Here is a 17189-nt window from a genome sequence, read left to right as displayed (position 1 = left end):
ACCAACCTACCCATCGTTTTTTATTTTAACCACTTGCACCGCGCCCACCTCACAAAGAACAACCGGCGTCTCGCACGCGCCTCCCTCTGCTCCGAACAATAAAGGTGAACAACATGGAGCCCACCCGCTCGCACTTGCCGCATGCGCCACTCACTGTGCCCGCCGTTCACGCCCAGCCGCAGGAGCCATGCCAGCATGCAGCCTGACCAGAGCGCTACCGGCAGCGGCCAATTCCACAAATCCCTGCGCCTCTGGCACGTGGTAATCATCGGCCTGGCCTACCTGACACCGATGACCGTGTTCGACACGTTCGGGATTGTTTCCGGCATCACCGCCGGGCATGTGCCCAGCGCCTACATCCTGGCGCTGGCCGGCATCCTGTTCACCGCCGTGAGCTATGGCACCCTGGTACGACGCTTCCCGCAATCGGGTTCGGCCTACACCTACACCCAGCGCGCCATCAACCCGCACGTGGGCTTCCTGGTGGGCTGGTCATCGCTGCTGGACTACCTGCTCCTGCCCATGGTCAATGCGCTGCTGGCCAAGCTCTACCTGTCGGCCATGTTCCCCGAAGTGCCGGCGTGGGTGTGGGTGGTCGGGTTCGTCAGCCTGATCAGCCTGATCAATATGCGCAGCATCAACCTGGTGGCGCACTTCAACCTGCTGTTCGTGGCGGTGCAGGTGGCAATCATCGGCGTGTTCATCTACCTCTGCGTGCGCGGCCTGCACCATGGCGAAGGGATGGGTACCACCTGGAGCCTGCTGCCCTTCGCCGACAACCAGACCCAGCTCAGCGCCCTGGCCGCTGGCGCGACCATCCTGTGCTTCTCGTTCCTGGGCTTCGACGCAGTCACCTGCCTGTCGGAAGAAACCCGCGACCCGGGCAAGACCATCCCACGGGCGATCTTCCTCACCGCGCTGATCGGCGGGATGGTGTTCATCTTGGTGTCGTACTTCATCCAGGCCTACTTCCCGACCATGGCGCGCTTCCATGACCAGGAAGCCGCCTTGCCGGAAATCGCCCTGTACGTGGGCGGTAAGCTGTTCCAGTCGGTGTTCATCGCCTGCACCGTGATCAATACCATCGCCTCGGGCCTGGCCTCGCAGACCAGCGTCTCACGCTTGCTGTACGTGATGGCCCGCGACAACGTGATCCCGGCCAGCATCTTTGCCCGCCTGCATTCACGCTACAAGACGCCGGTCATGAACATCGCGGTGGTGGGGCTGATTTCGCTGTCGGCCATCTTCTTCAACCTGGTCACGGCCACGTCGATCATCAACTTCGGCGCCCTGGTGGCCTTCAGCTTCGTCAACCTGTCGGTGATCAACCACTGCTACCTGCGCGAAGGCAATCGCCAGGGGCTGGCCAACAAGCTCAAGTACCTGGTGCTGCCGACCATCGGCTTCTGCATCATCGTTTCGCTGTGGCTGGACTTGAACGCGCACTCGCTCATGTTTGGTGGCATCTGGGCATTGTTCGGCTTGTGCTATCTGGCCTGGCTGACCAAGGCCTTCAGGGTTGCCCCACCGAACTGCATCGCTGAATGACCCACGCTGCCGACAACGCCCGCGCCTGATAGCGGGCGTTGCGCTTGATCGAAAAGGAAAGCCCCTATGCCGCTGCGCCGTCTCTCCATCCAGTGGAAGATCACCCTGCTTGCCGGCTTGTGCCTGCTGGCCATCGTCGCCCTGCTGGTCGCCACCTCGCTGACCCAGGCCCGGCGCAGCGCGGCACTGGTCAACCAGGCCAACACCGAAATGCTCGACCAGAGCGCGCGCCTGCGCCTGCAAGCGCACGCCCAGACCCAGGCATTGCGCATCCAGCGCTATTTCATGGACGCTTATCAGTATGGCAATGGCTTGCGCCGCTTGGTGCAGGTATTGAAGGCCCGCGGCGGCAGCGACCTGCGCGGCGACCTGACCCGCGAAGCGCGTGCCAGCCTGGCCGGCAACCCGGATGTGATCGGCCTTTACCTGGTGTTCCAGCCCAATGCTCTGGACCACCAGGACAGCCAGTACATCGGCCAGGATGCCCTGGGCAGCAACGACAGCGGGCGGTTCTCGCTGTACTGGTCGCAACCGCGCCCTGGCACCCTCGAAGCAGAAGCCATGCCGGAATCGATGCTGGCCGACACCCGCACCAGCACCAGCGGCAGCCCGCAGAACCGCTGGCTGACCTGCCCGCAAGAGACGGCCCAGACCTGTATGCTCGAGCCGTACCTCGACGAGGTCAATGGCCGCCAGGTGCTGATGACCAGCATCGCCCTGCCCCTGCTGGAAAACGGCAAGGTCATCGGCGTGGTCGGCCTGGACATTGGCCTGGACAACCTGCAGCAGCTGAGCCTGGACGGCCGTCAGGAGCTGTTCGATGGCCAGGGCCAGGTCAGCATCGTCAGCCCGGCCGGCCTGCTGGCAGGCCACAGCCGCGACAGCTCTCAGCTCGGCAAGGCGCTGAGCACGAGCGTGGCGAGCGGCCTGCTGCGGGTTGCCCACCCCTTCGCACCGATCCCCGATGCGCCCCCCTGGCAGGTACTGCTTGAAGTGCCACAAAGCGTCCTGCAAGCGCCGGCAGTCACCCTCAACCAACGGCTGGACGCGAACAACCAGCGCGCCAACCTCACCAGCCTGATGATCGGCCTCGCCGCTGCCGTGCTGGGCCTGCTGCTGGTCTGGCTGACCGCACGCGGGGTAACCCGGCCGATCCTTGCCGTAGCGGCGCGCCTGGAGGACATCGCCAGCGGTGAAGGTGACCTGACCCGCCGTCTGGACTACGCCCGCGAGGACGAACTGGGCCAGCTGACGGGCTGGTTCAACCGCTTCCTCGACAAACTCCAACCCGTAATTGCCCAGGTCAAGGGCTCGCTGCAGGAAGCCCGCGGCACCGCCGACCAGTCCGCTGCCATCGCCAGCCAGACCAGCAACGGCATGCAGCAACAGCACCGGGAAATCGAGCAGGTGGCCACCGCCGCCAACGAAATGAGCGCTACCGCACTGGATGTCGCCCACAATGCCGCCCAGGCAGCTCAGGCGGCTCGCGGCGCCGACCAGGCGAGCCGCGAAGGCCTGCAACTGATCGCCAGTACCCGCCAGGCCATCGACCGCCTGGCCGCCGACATGACCACCGCGATGGACGAAGCACGCGCCCTGGAAAGCCGCAGCGAGCAAATTGGCTCGGTGCTGGATGTGATCCGCGCCATTGCCGAGCAAACCAACCTGCTGGCGCTCAATGCCGCCATCGAAGCCGCCCGGGCTGGCGAAGCCGGACGCGGTTTTGCCGTGGTCGCCGACGAAGTGCGCAGCCTGGCCCAACGCACCCAGGTATCGGTCGAGGAAATCCGCCAGGTCATCGAAGGCTTGCAGCAAGGCACCGAGGATGTGGTGGGCGCCATGCATGAAGGCCAACGCCAGGCTCAAGCCAGCGCGACGCGCATGGAGCAGGCACTGCCGGCCCTGCAGCGAATTGGCGAGGCGGTGGCGGTGATCAGCGACATGAACCTGCAGATCGCCTCGGCAGCGGAAGAGCAAAGTGCGGTGGCCGAGGAAGTGAACCGCAACGTGGCCGGCATCCGCGATGTGACAGAATCGCTGTCTGGCCAGGCCGAGGAGTCGGCGCGGATCAGCCAGGCACTGAACCGGCTGGCCAACCAGCAGCAAGCCTTGATGGAGCAGTTTCGCGTCTAGTCTGTACTGGCCTCTTCGCGGGGCAAGCCCGCTCCCACAGGACTATCACAAGCCTTGAGAGCGGTGCCGCACCTGTGGAGCGGGCTTGCCCCGCGAAGAGGCCGGTACAGGCAACCCACCTTTTGAAAGAGCTTTACCCATGGAAGCAGCAAACAAACCCCCATTCTTCGACATCACCAGCGAACAAGGCCTGCTACGCACCTCGATCGCCGTCACCCTGTTCATCGCCACCATCGGCATCGCCTTCGGCCTGGCCTCCGGCTCGTTCTCGATCATCTTCGACGGCGTCTATTCACTGGTCGACGCCAGCATGAGCGGGCTGTCGCTGGTGGTGGTCAAGCTGATCACCTCGCACACCACCACCGCGCACATGTCACGCAAACTGCGCGAGCGCTTCACCATGGGCTTCTGGCACCTGGAGCCGATGGTGCTGGCGCTCAATGGCATCCTGCTCAGCGGCGTGGCCATCTATGCGCTGATCAACGCCGTCAGCAGCGTGCTGCAAGGCGGGCGCCACCTGGAATTCGGCATTGCCATGGTCTACGCGGTACTGACCGTGATTGCCTGCGTGACCATCGCGGTGATCGAAGCCCGGGCCAACCGCAAGCTGTGTTCGGACTTCGTGCGCATGGACGTCAAGGGCTGGGTGATGTCGGCCAGCATTACTGCCGCGTTGCTGATCGCCTTCTGCTTTGGTTATGCCGTGCAAGGCACGCAGTGGGAGTGGATGTCACCGTACATCGACCCGGCGGTACTGGCACTGGTCTGCCTGGTGATCATTCCGTTGCCGTTGTCGGTGGTACGCCAGGCATTTTCGGAGATTTTCCTGGTGACGCCGGGCGACCTCAAACTGCATGTCGACGAGGTCGCCAAGGCATTCATCGCGCGCCACGGCCTGCAGTCGTACCGCGCTTATGTGGCCAAGGTGGGGCGCTCGCGGGAGATCGAGCTGTACTTCATCGTGCCGACCGGCATGGGCGCGAAAACCATCGATGAGTGGGATGCACTGCGCAACGAGATCGGTGATGCCGTGGGCGGCGAAGGGCCGGACCGCTGGCTGACCGTGGTGTTTACCGGCGACCCGGAATGGGCCGAGTAACGGGGCCGCTTTGCAGCCCATCGCCGGCTTGCCGGCGATGGGCCAAGGCAAGCAACACAAGCCAGAAACGACAAAGCCCGCGACCGTTGCCGGTAGCGGGCTTTGACTTACTGCGTATGGTGGGTCGTGTAGGATTCGAACCTACGACCAATTGGTTAAAAGCCAACTGCTCTACCAACTGAGCTAACGACCCGTTGGATGGCGCGTATAATACTGATTTCTAACGGGAAATCAACACCCTACGGTAAAAAAATCAAAAATAACGCGTCGGGTCGGTCACACCGGCAGCTTTGAAGCCATCGGCGCGCAGGCGGCAGCTGTCGCACTTGCCGCAGGCACGGCCTTGATCATCGGCCTGGTAGCAGGACACCGTCAGGCTGTAGTCCACACCGCGGGCGATGCCCTCCTGAACGATCTGTGCCTTGCTCAGGTTCTGCAACGGCGCCTGGATACGGAAGCCCTGCCCTTCGACGCCCGCCTTGGTCGCCAGGTTGGCCATGCGCTCGAAGGCTTCGACGAATTCGGGGCGGCAGTCCGGGTAACCGGAGTAGTCCACGGCATTGACGCCAATGAAGATGTCACGCGCTTCGAGCACTTCGGCCCAACCCAGGGCCAGGGACAGGAACACGGTGTTGCGCGCTGGCACGTAGGTGACTGGAATCCCCTCACCGGGGGTTTCCGGTACATCGATGCTGCTGTCGGTCAGGGCCGAGCCACCGATACCGTCCAGGCTCAGGCCGATGACCTTGTGCTCGACCACCCCGAGGTCACGAGCGACGCGGGCAGCGGCATCGAGTTCTGCACGATGACGCTGGCCGTAGTCGAAACTCATGGTGTAACAGCTGTAGCCTTCGGCCTTGGCCATGGCAACAACGGTGGCCGAGTCGAGGCCGCCAGACAGCAGGATTACCGCGCGTTTTTCAGTCATGTACTGCTACTCCTCAATCAACGTCCGGGTTCGTCGTTCCACAGCAGCTTGTGCAGCTGCAACTGGAAGCGCACGGGCAGGTTGTCGGCAATGATCCAGTCGGCCAGGTCACTCGCGCGCACCTGGTGATGGCTAGGCGAGAACAACACCTCGCCGGCACGCTCGGCAAGGTTGTACTGGATCAGCTTGGACACCGCCCAGTCATAGTCCTCGCGCGAGCAGATCACGAACTTGACCTGGTCGTTGCGGGTCAAGTGCTCGATGTTCTCATAGCGATTACGGTGCGACTCCTCGGAGCCTGGCGTCTTCAGGTCGACCACACGGCTGACGCGGGTGTCGGTACCCGAAATATCCAGCGCGCCGCTGGTCTCCAGCGAAACCTCGTAGCCGGCATCGCACAGTTGCTGAAGCAACGGCAAGGCATTGGGCTGGGCCAACGGCTCGCCGCCCGTTACGCAGACGTAACGCGGCTTGAAACCGGCCACCTGTTCGATGATCGAATCGAGGGTGCGCAGGGTGCCGCCGCTGAACGCGTAGGCACTGTCGCAGTACTGACAGCGCAGGGGGCAACCGGTCAGGCGCACGAAAACCGTGGGCAGCCCAGCCGTTCGTGTTTCACCCTGCAAAGAGTAAAAAACTTCGGTGATGCGTAATGTGTCTTGCATGATCGCCACGGGCGTGACAGCTAAACAGGCTGTCCGCCTCCGTCAGGCACTGTCGCGGACTCGACATGGCGTTATCCGCTGCAGCGTGTTTAAGAAAAAGGGCAGTGATTCTAACGAAAAAACCCGCGACTGGCGCGGGTTTCTTGCGAAGGGTGCGGCTTAGAGCTTTTGCAGGTCACGCTGTGCCAGTTGCGCGGCGGATGTGCCAGGGTACTGGGTGATGACCTGTTGCAGAATGCCTTTGACCTTGTCGGTGTGGCCCATGCGGCGCTCGACGTCGGCCAGCTTGTACAGCGAATCAGGCACCTTGCTGTGCTTGGGGTACTTCTGGCTCACCTGCGCGAACGCCTGGCTGGCACCTGGCAGGTCGCCCTTGGCCAGGTTCACCTCACCCAGCCAATACTGGGCATTGCCGGCGTACTGGCTGCTGGGGTACTTGCGCAGGAAGGCGTTGAACGCCTGGCTGGCCTTGTCGAAGTCCTTCTGCTTGATCAGGTCGAAAGCGGCATCGTAATAGAGCTTCTCTTTCGCCGGATCACCGGGCTCGCCACTGGCGGCCGGTTGTTGCGCAGCGGCGCCAGCGGCACCTGCTGCTGCACCGGCGGCGGCATTGGATGCGCCCCCGGTAGAGGAATTGTCAGGGGTCGCGGCAGGCGCGGCACCACTGTTGATGCGACGGTCCAGGTCCTGGTATCGCTCCAGGTTTTCCTGCTTCATGCGCGACACATCGTTTTGCAGCTCTTCGATGATGCCTTGCTGGCGGGAAAGCTGGTCCTGCATCTGTTGCAGCTGCATGAACAGCTGGCCCTGTGCCGAGGCAGGGGTTGAAGCCCCTGCCCCGGCATAGGCGCCGCTCGTGCCATAACCCGCAGGCGGATAACTGCCTGCGTTGTCATCTACTACAGGGACCTCAGCCCAGGCCGCGAGCGGCAGGCTGAGTGCGAGGACGGTTACTACACGGCGGCACATTCGCATGGGAACTTACTTACGCAGTTCTACGCGACGGTTCTGAGCCCAGGATTGCTCGTCGTTGCCAGTGGCAACAGGACGCTCTTCACCGTAGGAGACCAGTTCCAGCTGAGCAGGGGAAACGCCCTGCAGAACCAGGTAACGCTGAACGGCCTTGGCACGACGCTCACCCAGAGCCATGTTGTACTCGCGGGTGCCGCGCTCGTCGGTGTTGCCTTCCAGAACAACGCGGTTGCCGTTGGACTTCAGGTCCTTGGCGTGAACGTCCAGAGCGCGCATGGCTTCTGGCTTCAGGTCCGAGCTGTCGTATTCGAAGTAGAAGGTGGTGATTGCGCGCAGGGCGGCTTCTTCGCTCAGGGAGCCGTCGACAGCGCCAGTGTTGGCACCGTAGCCAGCGTTCGGGTCAACAGCGCCTTCACCAGCGTTGTCACCGCCTTTCGAGGAGCAACCTACAGCTACAGCCATGGCCAGAGCCAGCGCAGCGAATTTACCAAACTTCAGCATTTCCATCGTGAAACTCCTAATGAAACCCCAGTGTGTTAAGCAAAACGTATTACGCCGCAATCAGTTCAGGTAAGGGGACCAGGACGGTTCTCTGACTTCGCCTTGAGCGGTAGGAAGTGGGAGCCTCACGCGGCCATTAAGCGACACGAGCATCAAGACTCCCCGGCCCTGCTGGCGGGTGGCGTAGATTAGCATGGTGCCGTTTGGCGCAACAGTGGGAGACTCATCAAGACTTGTTTCAGAGAGAATCTTTACACTTCCGCGCTGCAAGTCCTGTGCCGCCACTTTGAAGTTGGTGAAGCCCTGCTGACGGTGGATCATCACCAGCGTCTTTTCGTCCGCCGAAAGTTTCGGGTTGGCGTTGTAGTTACCGACGAAAGTTACGCGCTCGGCGCTACCACCACTGACCGACTGCTTGTAGATCTGCGGCTTGCCGCCACGGTCGGAGGTGAAGTACAGGGTGTTGCCATCCTTGCCCCAGAACGGCTCGGTATTGATACCGGGGCCGGCAGTGACACGGCTGATCTGACGCGAAGCCACGTTCATCACGTAGATGTCCGGGTTGCCATCTTTCGACAGCACGAACGCCAGGCGCGAACCGTCAGGCGACCAGGCCGGTGCACCGTTGAGGCCTTCGAAGTTGGTGACCTGCTCACGGCGGCCGGTGTCGATGTGCTGCACGAAGATACGCGGGCGCTTCTGCTCGAACGACACATAGGCAATACGCTTGCCATCCGGTGCAAAGCGTGGCGACAGGATCGGCTCACGCGATTGCAGCAGGGTCACTGCCCGGGCACCGTCGTAGTCCGAACGCTGCAGGGTGTAACGGGTGTTGTTGGTGGAAAAACGCTCGGCCGTCACGTACAGCATGCGGGTAGAGAACGCACCCTTGATGCCGGTGAGCTTTTCGAACGACTGGTCGGCGATGTAGTGCGACATGTCGCGCAGCTGGTCGACGCTGCCCGCCACGCTGCCGGTCAGCACTTGCTGCTCGGTGGCGACGTTGAACAGGGCGTACTGCACCTGCAGGCGGCCGCCGGACGGCACGATGCTGCCGACCATCACGTACTGCGCACCCAACGCCTTCCAGTCGCGGAAGATGACTTCGCTGGCCTGGGAAGGCTGGCTGATCATGTTCTGCCGCGGGATCGGCGAGTAGTAGCCGGAGTTGCGCAGGTCGTTGCCAATGATGTCAGCCATGTCTTCGGGCAGCACGCTGCCGCCCTGCAGACCGAACGGCACTACCGCGATGGGCGTGGCCCGGTCGCTGCCGCTGGTGACCAGGATGTTCTTTTCCTCTGCTACGGCCATGCCTGCCACGCAGCACAGCATGACCAGCAGTCCTCGAAGGAGTTTAATCACAACGCTAGATCCTCAGGAGTAAATGTCATCTTGAACGAACGATACCTGTTGAAATCGCTCGGCTTCATACCCTGCATTTCGGTCAGACGACCGATGTTCTTCATTGCTGCCACCGCCGAACTGTCAAACGGGCCGTCGCCACTGGAGCGCAACACGCTGACGTTGGTGATGGTGCCATCTGGCAGCATGTTGATCTGCAGGACTACCGTCATGCCCTTGCGCGCGGAAGGCGGACGTGCCCAGCCCTCGGCTGCGCGCATGCGGATCAGGTCGTCGAAATCGCCGGCCACCTGGTCACCTTGCTCGTCAGCCAGCGCCTGCTGCCGCTCGGTGGTATCGGACAACAGCTCGGCCAGGGCCTGGGCTTTCTTGTCTTCTGCCGACTTGCGGGCCGCTTCCTGTGCCTTTTTCTTCTGGGCGTCTGCCGCAGCCTTTTTCTTGGCCTCTTCAGCTGCCTTCTTCTTCGCGTCCTCGGCCGCCGCTTTCTTCTTGGCGTCCTCGGCTGCTTTCTTCTTGGCCTCTTCGGCTGCCTTTTTCTTGGCATCCTCGGTGGCTTGTTTTTTCGCTTCCTCGGCGGCCTCTTTCTTGGCGTCCTCGGCGGCTTTCTTCTTGGCCTCTTCCTCAGCCTTCTTCTTGGCGATATCGGCCTGCTGTTTCTCGGCGGCTTTCTTCGCCTCATCGGCCTTCTTGGCTTCGGCGGCTTTCTTGGCCTCGGTGGCCTCTTTCGCCTCGGCGGCCTTGGCGGCGTCCTCGGCCTTCTTGGCTTCGGCGGCCTCGCGAGCCTCCTCGGCCTTTTGAGCGGCGTCGGCTTTCTTTTGTTCCGCGGCCTTCACGGCCTCTTGCTCGACCTTCTTCTGCTCCAGCTGCTCGACTTCGGTCTGGCGCGAGGCGGTTTTCTTCGCTTCCCCGGCAATCTTCTGATTGGTCTGGGTAGTCGCCTGGCTCTTGGACTTGAGCTGATACAGAGTAGCCTGGACGATCGGCTTGGAAGGCGGCAGTTCAGGCGTCATGGCAAAACTGACGAACAGCATAGCGAACACCAGCACATGCAGGCCGATGGCCCAGACACTGGGCCAGAAGTAGCTTTCCGAGGCGGATGGCTCTCGCTGTTGCATCAGGGCGCCTCGGTAATCAGGCCAACGTTACCGACACCGGCCTTCTGCAACCCGCCCATGGCACCCATGACCGCGCCGTAGTCGACAGCCTTGTCGCCACGAATGAAGACCTGGGTCTGCTTGCCCTGGTCACGACCGGCAGCAATGATTTTGGTCACTGCGTTGGTCATGTCGGGCAAGGTCATGGCCTTGTCCATCTGTTTATCGGTATCGACTTCGCTGCCGAGGTTCCAATAGTAGGTCTTGTCGGCCTTGATGGAGATGGTAAGGATCTGGACGTTGTTGTCCTGCGGCAAGGCTTCACTGGAAACCTTGGGCAGGTCGACCTTCACGCCCTGGTTGAGCATGGGGGCCGTCACCATGAAGATGACCAGCAGCACCAGCATCACGTCGATGTAGGGCACCACGTTCATCTCGGCGACCGGCTTGCGTTTGTGGCGAACTCGGGCCATGGGCTTCTACCTGATTACTCTTCGCTGGTGTGCACTTTGCGGTGCAGGATCGCCTGGAACTCGTCGGCGAAGGTGTAGTAACGGCCGATCAGCACTTCGCTGCGTGCGGCGAAACGGTTGTAGGCGATAACCGCAGGGATTGCCGCGAACAGGCCGATTGCGGTGGCGATCAGGGCTTCGGCGATACCTGGGGCAACCGTGGCCAAAGTGGCCTGCTGGGCGCTGGCCAGGCCGCGGAAGGAGTTCATGATGCCCCACACGGTACCGAACAAGCCGATGTACGGGCTGGTCGAACCGACAGTGGCGAGGAACGGCAGGCTCTGCTCGAGCTTTTCTTCCTCACGCGAGATGGCCACGCGCATGGCCCGGCCTACGCCTTCCATGACCGCGTCCGGGTCTACGCCCGGCTGCTGGCGCAGGCGCGAGAACTCCTTGAAACCTGCGCGGAAGACTTGCTCCACGCCCGAGTCCGGGTCCGGGTTGCTGCCTGCCTGACGGTACAGCTTGGACAGGTCGATACCCGACCAGAAGCGCTCCTCGAAGGCATCCAGCGCACGACGACCGGCGCGCAGCATGGTGCTGCGCTGAAAGATCATGATCCATGAGGTGACCGAGGCGGCCACCAGGATCAGCATTACCAGCTGTACCACCACGCTGGCATTGCTGACCAGACTCCACATGGAGGTATGGTCGACGACGTTAGCTTCCACGCTTATTCTCCTGCATTCGATTGAGTACCCGAGCCGTCCGCCATAAAGGCGTCGCGCAGCTTGGGGGGTATGGCTCGGGGTTTGAAAGTGTCGGCGCGCACGGCGGCCACCAGGAACTGCCCCTCGCAGAGCAGCGTTTCATCCTTTTCCCGCCAGACCTGCTGCACGAAGCGCAGGCTGGCACGATTGAGTTCAAGTACTTGCGCGGTGACCCGTAGCTCATCGTCCAGCCGCGCCGGCGCGTGGTAGCGCGCCTCGCTGGAATGGACCACGAACAACAGGTTTTCACCGGCCAGCTGCGACTGGGAAAAGCCCAGGTGTCGCAACCGCTCGGTACGCGCGCGCTCCATGAATTTCAGGTAGTTGACGTAATACACCACGCCGCCCGCATCGGTGTCTTCGTAATAGACGCGACAACGGTGGGCGAACGGTTCGAGCTGATTTTGCGCGCGCATACTCTAGTGCTTACTCCTCAGCTTGCCAATCCGCTGCGGCAACTGTTTTTTCTTCATTAATGTCTTATTGCCAGCGCGCCTGTGGCATGCCAGCGGTAGGACCACAAAAAGCCGGTTTTGATCTGTCATTCATCGCCTGGCTCGGAAAAATCACCACCCTCCCCCAAGCGCCCAGGAACATTCAGGCCAAAGTGCAGGTAGGCATGCCGGGTGACCACACGGCCGCGCGGCGTGCGCATGATGTAACCCTGCTGGATCAGGTAGGGCTCGAGCACGTCCTCGATGGTGTGACGCTCTTCGCTGATGGCTGCCGCAAGGTTGTCCACCCCCACCGGGCCACCGTCGAATTTCTCGATCATGGTCAACAGCAGGCGGCGGTCGGAGTGGTCGAAACCACGCTCGTCGACGTCAAGCAGGTTCAGCGCAAGGTCTGCCACGGCCTTGGTGATCTGGCCCTTGCCGCGCACCTCGGCGTAGTCGCGCACACGGCGCAGCAAGCGGTTGGCGATACGTGGCGTGCCACGGGCACGCCGGGCGATCTCGAAGGCGCCCTGGTCTTCGATGACCAGGCCCAGGATACCGGCGGAACGGCTGACAATGGTCGCCAGGTCCTTGTCGCTGTAGAACTCCAGGCGCTGAACAATGCCGAAACGGTCCCGCAAGGGGTTGGTCAGCATGCCGGCACGGGTGGTGGCCCCCACCAGGGTGAAGGGCGGCAGGTCGAGCTTGATCGAGCGTGCGGCGGGCCCCTCGCCGATCATGATGTCGAGCTGGAAGTCTTCCATTGCCGGGTAGAGCACCTCTTCGACGACCGGTGAAAGCCGGTGGATTTCGTCGATGAACAGCACGTCGTGGGGCTCAAGGTTGGTCAGCATCGCCGCCAGGTCGCCCGGGCGCTCGAGAATAGGCCCCGAGGTACTCTTGACCGACACGCCCATTTCCTGGGCGATGATGTTGGCCAGGGTGGTCTTGCCCAGCCCTGGCGGGCCAAAGATCAAGGTATGGTCAAGCGACTCGCTGCGGCCACGCGCGGCCTGGATGAACAGCGCCATCTGCTCGCGCACCACGGGCTGCCCGATGTAGTCGTCCAGGCGCAAGGGGCGGATCGCGCGGTCCTGGACCTCTTCGCGGTCACGCCCACTGGCGGCGATCAGACGGTCGGCTTCGATCACTTGGTAATCATCCCTTTGAGGCTGCGGCGGATCAGCTCTTCACTGCTCAGGCCGGCCTTGTCCTTGATGGCGGACACTGCCTTGCTGGCTTCCTGGGGTTTGTAGCCCAGGGAAACCAATGCACTGACCGCATCGGCCTCGGCTGAGGAGTCGCCGCTGGCCGGTGCCGGCCCATCGGACACCAGGGTGAACATGGCCGGCGAGGTCTCCCAGGCCTTGAAGCGGTCCTTGAGTTCGACCAGCAGGCGTTCGGCGGTCTTCTTGCCAACACCCGGCACGCGCACCAGGGCCGAGGTGTCCTGGGCCTGCACGCAGCGCACCAGTTCGTCGGCTTCCAGGCCCGACATCAATGCCAGCGCCAGCTTCGGCCCGACGCCATTGAGGCGAATGAGTTCGCGGAACAGTTCGCGCTCGCGCTTTTCGTGGAAGCCATAGAGCAGGTGGGCGTCTTCACGTACCACCAGGTGGGTGTGCACGGTCACCGTTTCGCCAACCTTGGGCAGGCGATACAGGGTGGTCATGGGCACTTCCAGCTCGTAGCCCACGCCGTTGACGTCGATAATCAGGTGCGGCGGTTGTTTTTCCGCCAGGGTGCCGCGCAAACGTCCAATCACGTTCCGATCCTTCCTCTCGGGGAGCCGGTCAAAGACCGCTCAACCCTATCAGCAAATGCGCCGGGTGAACCTGCCACCCGAACAAAATGTGTATCAGCGCATGAAGCGCTTACAGACGCAAGCGCCCACCGCGCCGGCGTGCCGTGGCCAGGCCATGTGGCACCAGGCTGGAGCGGGTATGGGCATGGCACAGGGCGATGGCGAGGGCGTCGGAGGCGTCGATCTGCGGCTTTTGCGTCAGCTTGAGCAGGTGCATGACCATCACCATCACTTGCTCCTTGTTGGCGCCGCCCGTGCCTGCGACGGCCTGCTTGACCTGGGTGGCACTGTATTCGGCGATTTCCAGCCCCGCCTCGGCCGCCGCCACGATCGCAGCACCGCGGGCCTGGCCGAGCTTGAGCGCCGAGTCGGGGTTGCGGGCCATGAACACCCGTTCAATGCCCATGGTTACCGGCTCGTGCAGCCTGATGACCTCGCTGACACCGCGAAAGACAATCTGCAGACGTTCATGCAACTCGCCACTGCCCGTGCGGATACAACCCGACGCCACATACTCGCAACCACGGGCCGTTTGGCGAACCACGCCGTAACCGGTGATCCGCGAGCCGGGGTCGATACCAAGAATCAGAGTCATAACGCCTGTCGTATTTAGGGATGCATTTTTGCAAACTGCACCGGCCCTTTCGCGGGGCGAGCCCACCCCCACAAGTACCCCGCTGGCCTTAAGGATGGCAGGGACCTGTGGGAGCGGGCTCGCCCCGCGAAAGGGCCGGTACAGACGCTGAAAAACTCACATGCCTGGCTTGATACGCCAGCACACCTTAGCCGAGTTTTTCCATGATCTCGTCAGAAATCTGCGCATTGGAGTAGACGTTCTGCACGTCGTCCAGATCCTCGAGCATGTCGATCAGCTTGAGCACCTTTTCTGCGCCTTCAAGGTCGAGCTCGGCGCTGGTGGTCGGCTGCATGACGATTTCGGCGTCACCGGCATTGAAGCCGGCCTCTTCCAGGGCATTACGCACAGCGTAGAAGCTGTTGAAGGAAGTGAAGACGTCGAACGAGCCATCGTCATTGCTCACCACGTCGTCGGCATCGGCCTCCATCGCGGCTTCCATCAAGGCGTCTTCATCCACGCCCGGCGCGAAGCTGATCTGGCCCTTGCGCTCGAACAGGTAGGCCACCGAGCCATCGGTACCGAGGTTGCCACCACACTTGGTGAAGGCATGACGCACGGCCGCGGCAGTACGGTTGCGGTTGTCGGTCATGGCCTCGACCATGATCGCCACGCCACCTGGGCCGTAACCCTCGTAGCTGAGCTCTTCGACGTTGTCGCTTTCGTTGGTGCCAGCACCACGGGCAACGGCGCGGTCGATGATATCGCGGCTCATGTTGGCGCCAAGGGCCTTGTCCAGCGCCAGACGCAGGCGCGGGTTGGACGCCGGGTCACCGCCGCCCTGCTTGGCTGCAACGGTCAGCTCGCGGATCCACTTGGTGAAGACCTTGCCTCTCTTGGCATCCTGGCGCTCTTTGCGGTGCTTGATGTTCGCCCACTTGGAATGACCAGCCATAACGACTCCAAATTCTTTGAAACACAAACAATTGCGCCCCTGACGGGGCGCAACGACAAAAAAACCTGCGCCGTAACGCAAAGGCGCATCCATGTGGATGCGCCCGGGGCCCGCTTACTCGACCTTGGTCTGTTCGCGCAGGCGGATGTGCAGCTCGCGCAAGGCCTTGGCGTCGACCATGCCTGGGGCCTGGGTCATGACGCAGGCAGCGCTCTGGGTTTTCGGGAAGGCGATCACTTCACGGATCGACTGGGCGCCGGTCATCAGCATGACCAGGCGATCCAGGCCGAAGGCCAGGCCACCGTGAGGCGGGGCGCCGAACTTCAGGGCGTCGAGCAGGAAGCCGAACTTCTCTTCCTGTTCTGCCGCTTCGATACCCAGCAGACGGAACACCGCCTGTTGCATCTCTTTGCGGTGGATACGGATCGAGCCGCCACCCAGTTCGGTGCCGTTCAGCACCATGTCGTAAGCACGCGACAGCGCGGTGGCCGGGTTGGCCTCCAGCTCTTGCGGGGAGCACTTCGGTGCAGTGAACGGGTGGTGCAGCGCAGTGAAGCTGCCGTCGTCGTTCTCTTCGAACATCGGGAAGTCGACAACCCACATCGGCGCCCATTCGCAGGTGTGCAGGTTGAAGTCGTTACCCACCTTGATCCGCAGCGCGCCCAGGGCTTCGCTGACGATCTTGGCCTTGTCGGCGCCGAAGAACACGATGTCGCCATCGACTGCGCCCACGCGATCGAGGATCACGTTGAGGTTGGCCTCAGGGATGTTCTTGACGATCGGCGACTGCAGGCCTTCGACGCCTTTGGCGCGCTCGTTGACCTTGATGTAGGCCAGGCCCTTGGCACCGTAGATGCCGACGAACTTGGTGTACTCGTCGATCTTGCTGCGCGGCATGCTGGCGCCGCCTGGCAGACGCAGGGCGGTAACGCGGCATTTAGGATCGTTGGCCGGGCCTGCGAAGACCTTGAACTCGACGTCCTTGAGCTGATCGGCAACGTCGACCAGTTCCAGCGGGTTACGCAGGTCTGGCTTGTCGGAACCGTAACGGCGCATGGCTTCTTCGAAGGTCATGTGCGGGAAATCACCGAACTCCAGGTCCAGGACTTCCTTGAACAGCTTGCGGATCATGCTCTCGGTGAGGCCCATGATCTCGGCTTCATCGAGGAAGCTGGTCTCGATGTCGATCTGGGTGAATTCCGGCTGGCGGTCAGCACGCAGGTCTTCGTCACGGAAGCACTTGGCGATCTGGTAGTAACGGTCGAAACCGGCAACCATCAGCAGCTGCTTGAACAGCTGGGGCGACTGCGGCAGGGCAAAGAAGCTGCCAGCGTGGGTGCGGCTCGGCACCAGGTAGTCACGCGCGCCCTCTGGGGTGGCGCGGGTGAGGATCGGCGTCTCGACGTCAAGGAAGCCGTTCTCGTCGAGGAAGCGACGGATGCTGCTGGTGATGCGCGAACGCAGACGCAGCTTGTCGGCCATTTCCGGGCGACGCAGGTCGATGAAGCGGTAGCGCAGGCGGGTTTCCTCGCCGACGTCGGAGTATTCGTTGAGCGGGAACGGCGGCGTTTCGGCCTCATTGAGGACCTGCAGGTCGTAGCCCAGCACTTCGATGCCACCGGAGGCCATGTTCGGGTTGACCGCGCCTTCCGGACGGCGGCGTACCTTGCCGGTGATCTGCACGACGTACTCGCTGCGCACACGGTCGGCGGCAGCGAAGGTTTCGGCGCGATCAGGGTCGAACACGACCTGGGCCATGCCCTCGCGGTCACGGATGTCGAGGAAGATCACCCCGCCGTGGTCGCGGCGACGATGGACCCAGCCGCAAAGGGTGACTTCCTGGCCGTCCAGGCTCTCGTTCAGTTGGCCGCAATAATGGCTGCGCATCATGATGG

17 protein-coding genes, 1 tRNA gene and 1 pseudogene are annotated in these 17189 nt (G+C 62.4%); 4 read left to right on the top strand and 15 right to left on the bottom strand.

Annotated elements, in window-relative coordinates; all coding sequences use genetic code 11:
• The first annotated feature begins 195 nt into the window (after window positions 1-195).
• From DJ563_RS00365 to DJ563_RS00350, 4 genes and pseudogenes are all read left to right on the top strand, one after another.
• On the top strand, window positions 196-1548 hold the full coding sequence (locus DJ563_RS00365) for an APC family permease (protein ID WP_434518636.1): 1353 nt from the start codon (window positions 196-198) through the stop codon (window positions 1546-1548).
• A gap of 66 nt (window positions 1549-1614) precedes the next feature.
• Window positions 1615-2823 (top strand): annotated as a pseudogene (locus DJ563_RS00360) (PDC sensor domain-containing protein); the annotation flags it as partial.
• A 102-nt stretch (window positions 2824-2925) separates the two neighbouring features.
• The gene (locus DJ563_RS00355; RefSeq protein ID WP_371925451.1) at window positions 2926-3681 is read left to right on the top strand and encodes a methyl-accepting chemotaxis protein; all 756 of its coding nucleotides are present in this window, start codon (window positions 2926-2928) and stop codon (window positions 3679-3681) included.
• A 139-nt stretch (window positions 3682-3820) separates the two neighbouring features.
• A complete protein-coding gene (locus DJ563_RS00350) occupies window positions 3821-4780 on the top strand; it encodes a cation diffusion facilitator family transporter (protein WP_434518635.1) in 960 nt (319 codons plus the stop codon).
• Between the two features lie 117 nt (window positions 4781-4897).
• Here the strand turns inward: DJ563_RS00350 and DJ563_RS00345 are convergent.
• From DJ563_RS00345 to aspS, 15 genes are all read right to left on the bottom strand, one after another.
• A tRNA-Lys gene (locus DJ563_RS00345) sits at window positions 4898-4973 on the bottom strand.
• A gap of 60 nt (window positions 4974-5033) precedes the next feature.
• Window positions 5034-5708: a 7-cyano-7-deazaguanine synthase QueC gene (gene queC / locus DJ563_RS00340; protein WP_434518634.1), complete on the bottom strand. Its 675-nt coding sequence runs from the start codon at window positions 5706-5708 to the stop codon at window positions 5034-5036.
• 17 nt (window positions 5709-5725) lie between these two features.
• Window positions 5726-6373, bottom strand: a complete 648-nt coding sequence (gene queE / locus DJ563_RS00335; protein ID WP_434518633.1) for a 7-carboxy-7-deazaguanine synthase QueE — start codon at window positions 6371-6373, stop codon at window positions 5726-5728.
• A 159-nt stretch (window positions 6374-6532) separates the two neighbouring features.
• On the bottom strand, window positions 6533-7348 hold the full coding sequence (gene ybgF / locus DJ563_RS00330; RefSeq protein WP_274099595.1) for a tol-pal system protein YbgF: 816 nt from the start codon (window positions 7346-7348) through the stop codon (window positions 6533-6535).
• 6 nt (window positions 7349-7354) lie between these two features.
• The gene (gene pal, locus DJ563_RS00325; RefSeq protein ID WP_008090230.1) at window positions 7355-7852 is read right to left on the bottom strand and encodes a peptidoglycan-associated lipoprotein Pal; all 498 of its coding nucleotides are present in this window, start codon (window positions 7850-7852) and stop codon (window positions 7355-7357) included.
• 54 nt (window positions 7853-7906) lie between these two features.
• Entirely contained in the window at window positions 7907-9178 is a 1272-nt protein-coding gene (tolB, locus tag DJ563_RS00320; protein ID WP_033699839.1) for a Tol-Pal system beta propeller repeat protein TolB, read from the bottom strand.
• Between the two features lie 26 nt (window positions 9179-9204).
• Complete coding sequence (gene tolA, locus DJ563_RS00315; RefSeq protein WP_033699841.1) at window positions 9205-10323, bottom strand: cell envelope integrity protein TolA; 1119 nt, start codon at window positions 10321-10323, stop codon at window positions 9205-9207.
• The gene (tolR, locus tag DJ563_RS00310; protein WP_012273765.1) at window positions 10323-10775 is read right to left on the bottom strand and encodes a protein TolR; all 453 of its coding nucleotides are present in this window, start codon (window positions 10773-10775) and stop codon (window positions 10323-10325) included. Before tolR ends, tolA begins: the two co-directional genes overlap by 1 nt.
• Window positions 10776-10789: 14 nt before the next feature.
• Complete coding sequence (tolQ, locus tag DJ563_RS00305) at window positions 10790-11485, bottom strand: protein TolQ (protein WP_008090219.1); 696 nt, start codon at window positions 11483-11485, stop codon at window positions 10790-10792.
• Between the two features lie 2 nt (window positions 11486-11487).
• Window positions 11488-11940, bottom strand: a complete 453-nt coding sequence (ybgC, locus tag DJ563_RS00300) for a tol-pal system-associated acyl-CoA thioesterase (RefSeq protein WP_033699843.1) — start codon at window positions 11938-11940, stop codon at window positions 11488-11490.
• A gap of 125 nt (window positions 11941-12065) precedes the next feature.
• Window positions 12066-13112: a Holliday junction branch migration DNA helicase RuvB gene (gene ruvB / locus DJ563_RS00295; RefSeq protein ID WP_186658328.1), complete on the bottom strand. Its 1047-nt coding sequence runs from the start codon at window positions 13110-13112 to the stop codon at window positions 12066-12068.
• A complete protein-coding gene (ruvA, locus tag DJ563_RS00290) occupies window positions 13109-13726 on the bottom strand; it encodes a Holliday junction branch migration protein RuvA (RefSeq protein ID WP_274099594.1) in 618 nt (205 codons plus the stop codon). Before ruvA ends, ruvB begins: the two co-directional genes overlap by 4 nt.
• A 109-nt stretch (window positions 13727-13835) precedes the next feature.
• Entirely contained in the window at window positions 13836-14360 is a 525-nt protein-coding gene (ruvC, locus tag DJ563_RS00285; protein ID WP_434518632.1) for a crossover junction endodeoxyribonuclease RuvC, read from the bottom strand.
• 187 nt (window positions 14361-14547) lie between these two features.
• Window positions 14548-15294 (bottom strand): YebC/PmpR family DNA-binding transcriptional regulator, encoded by a 747-nt coding sequence (locus DJ563_RS00280; protein ID WP_434518631.1) that lies wholly within the window; start codon window positions 15292-15294, stop codon window positions 14548-14550.
• A 114-nt stretch (window positions 15295-15408) separates the two neighbouring features.
• On the bottom strand, window positions 15409-17184 hold the full coding sequence (aspS, locus tag DJ563_RS00275; protein WP_274099591.1) for an aspartate--tRNA ligase: 1776 nt from the start codon (window positions 17182-17184) through the stop codon (window positions 15409-15411).
• Window positions 17185-17189 lie beyond the last annotated feature (5 nt).

Origin of the sequence: Pseudomonas sp. NFX1, assembly GCF_051123555.1 — a bacterium.
In the GTDB taxonomy this organism is placed as follows: domain Bacteria; phylum Pseudomonadota; class Gammaproteobacteria; order Pseudomonadales; family Pseudomonadaceae; genus Aquipseudomonas; species Aquipseudomonas capeferrum.
The sequence above is the reverse complement of the archived record's forward strand: the minus strand, read 5'-3'. Positions and strand labels throughout refer to the sequence as shown.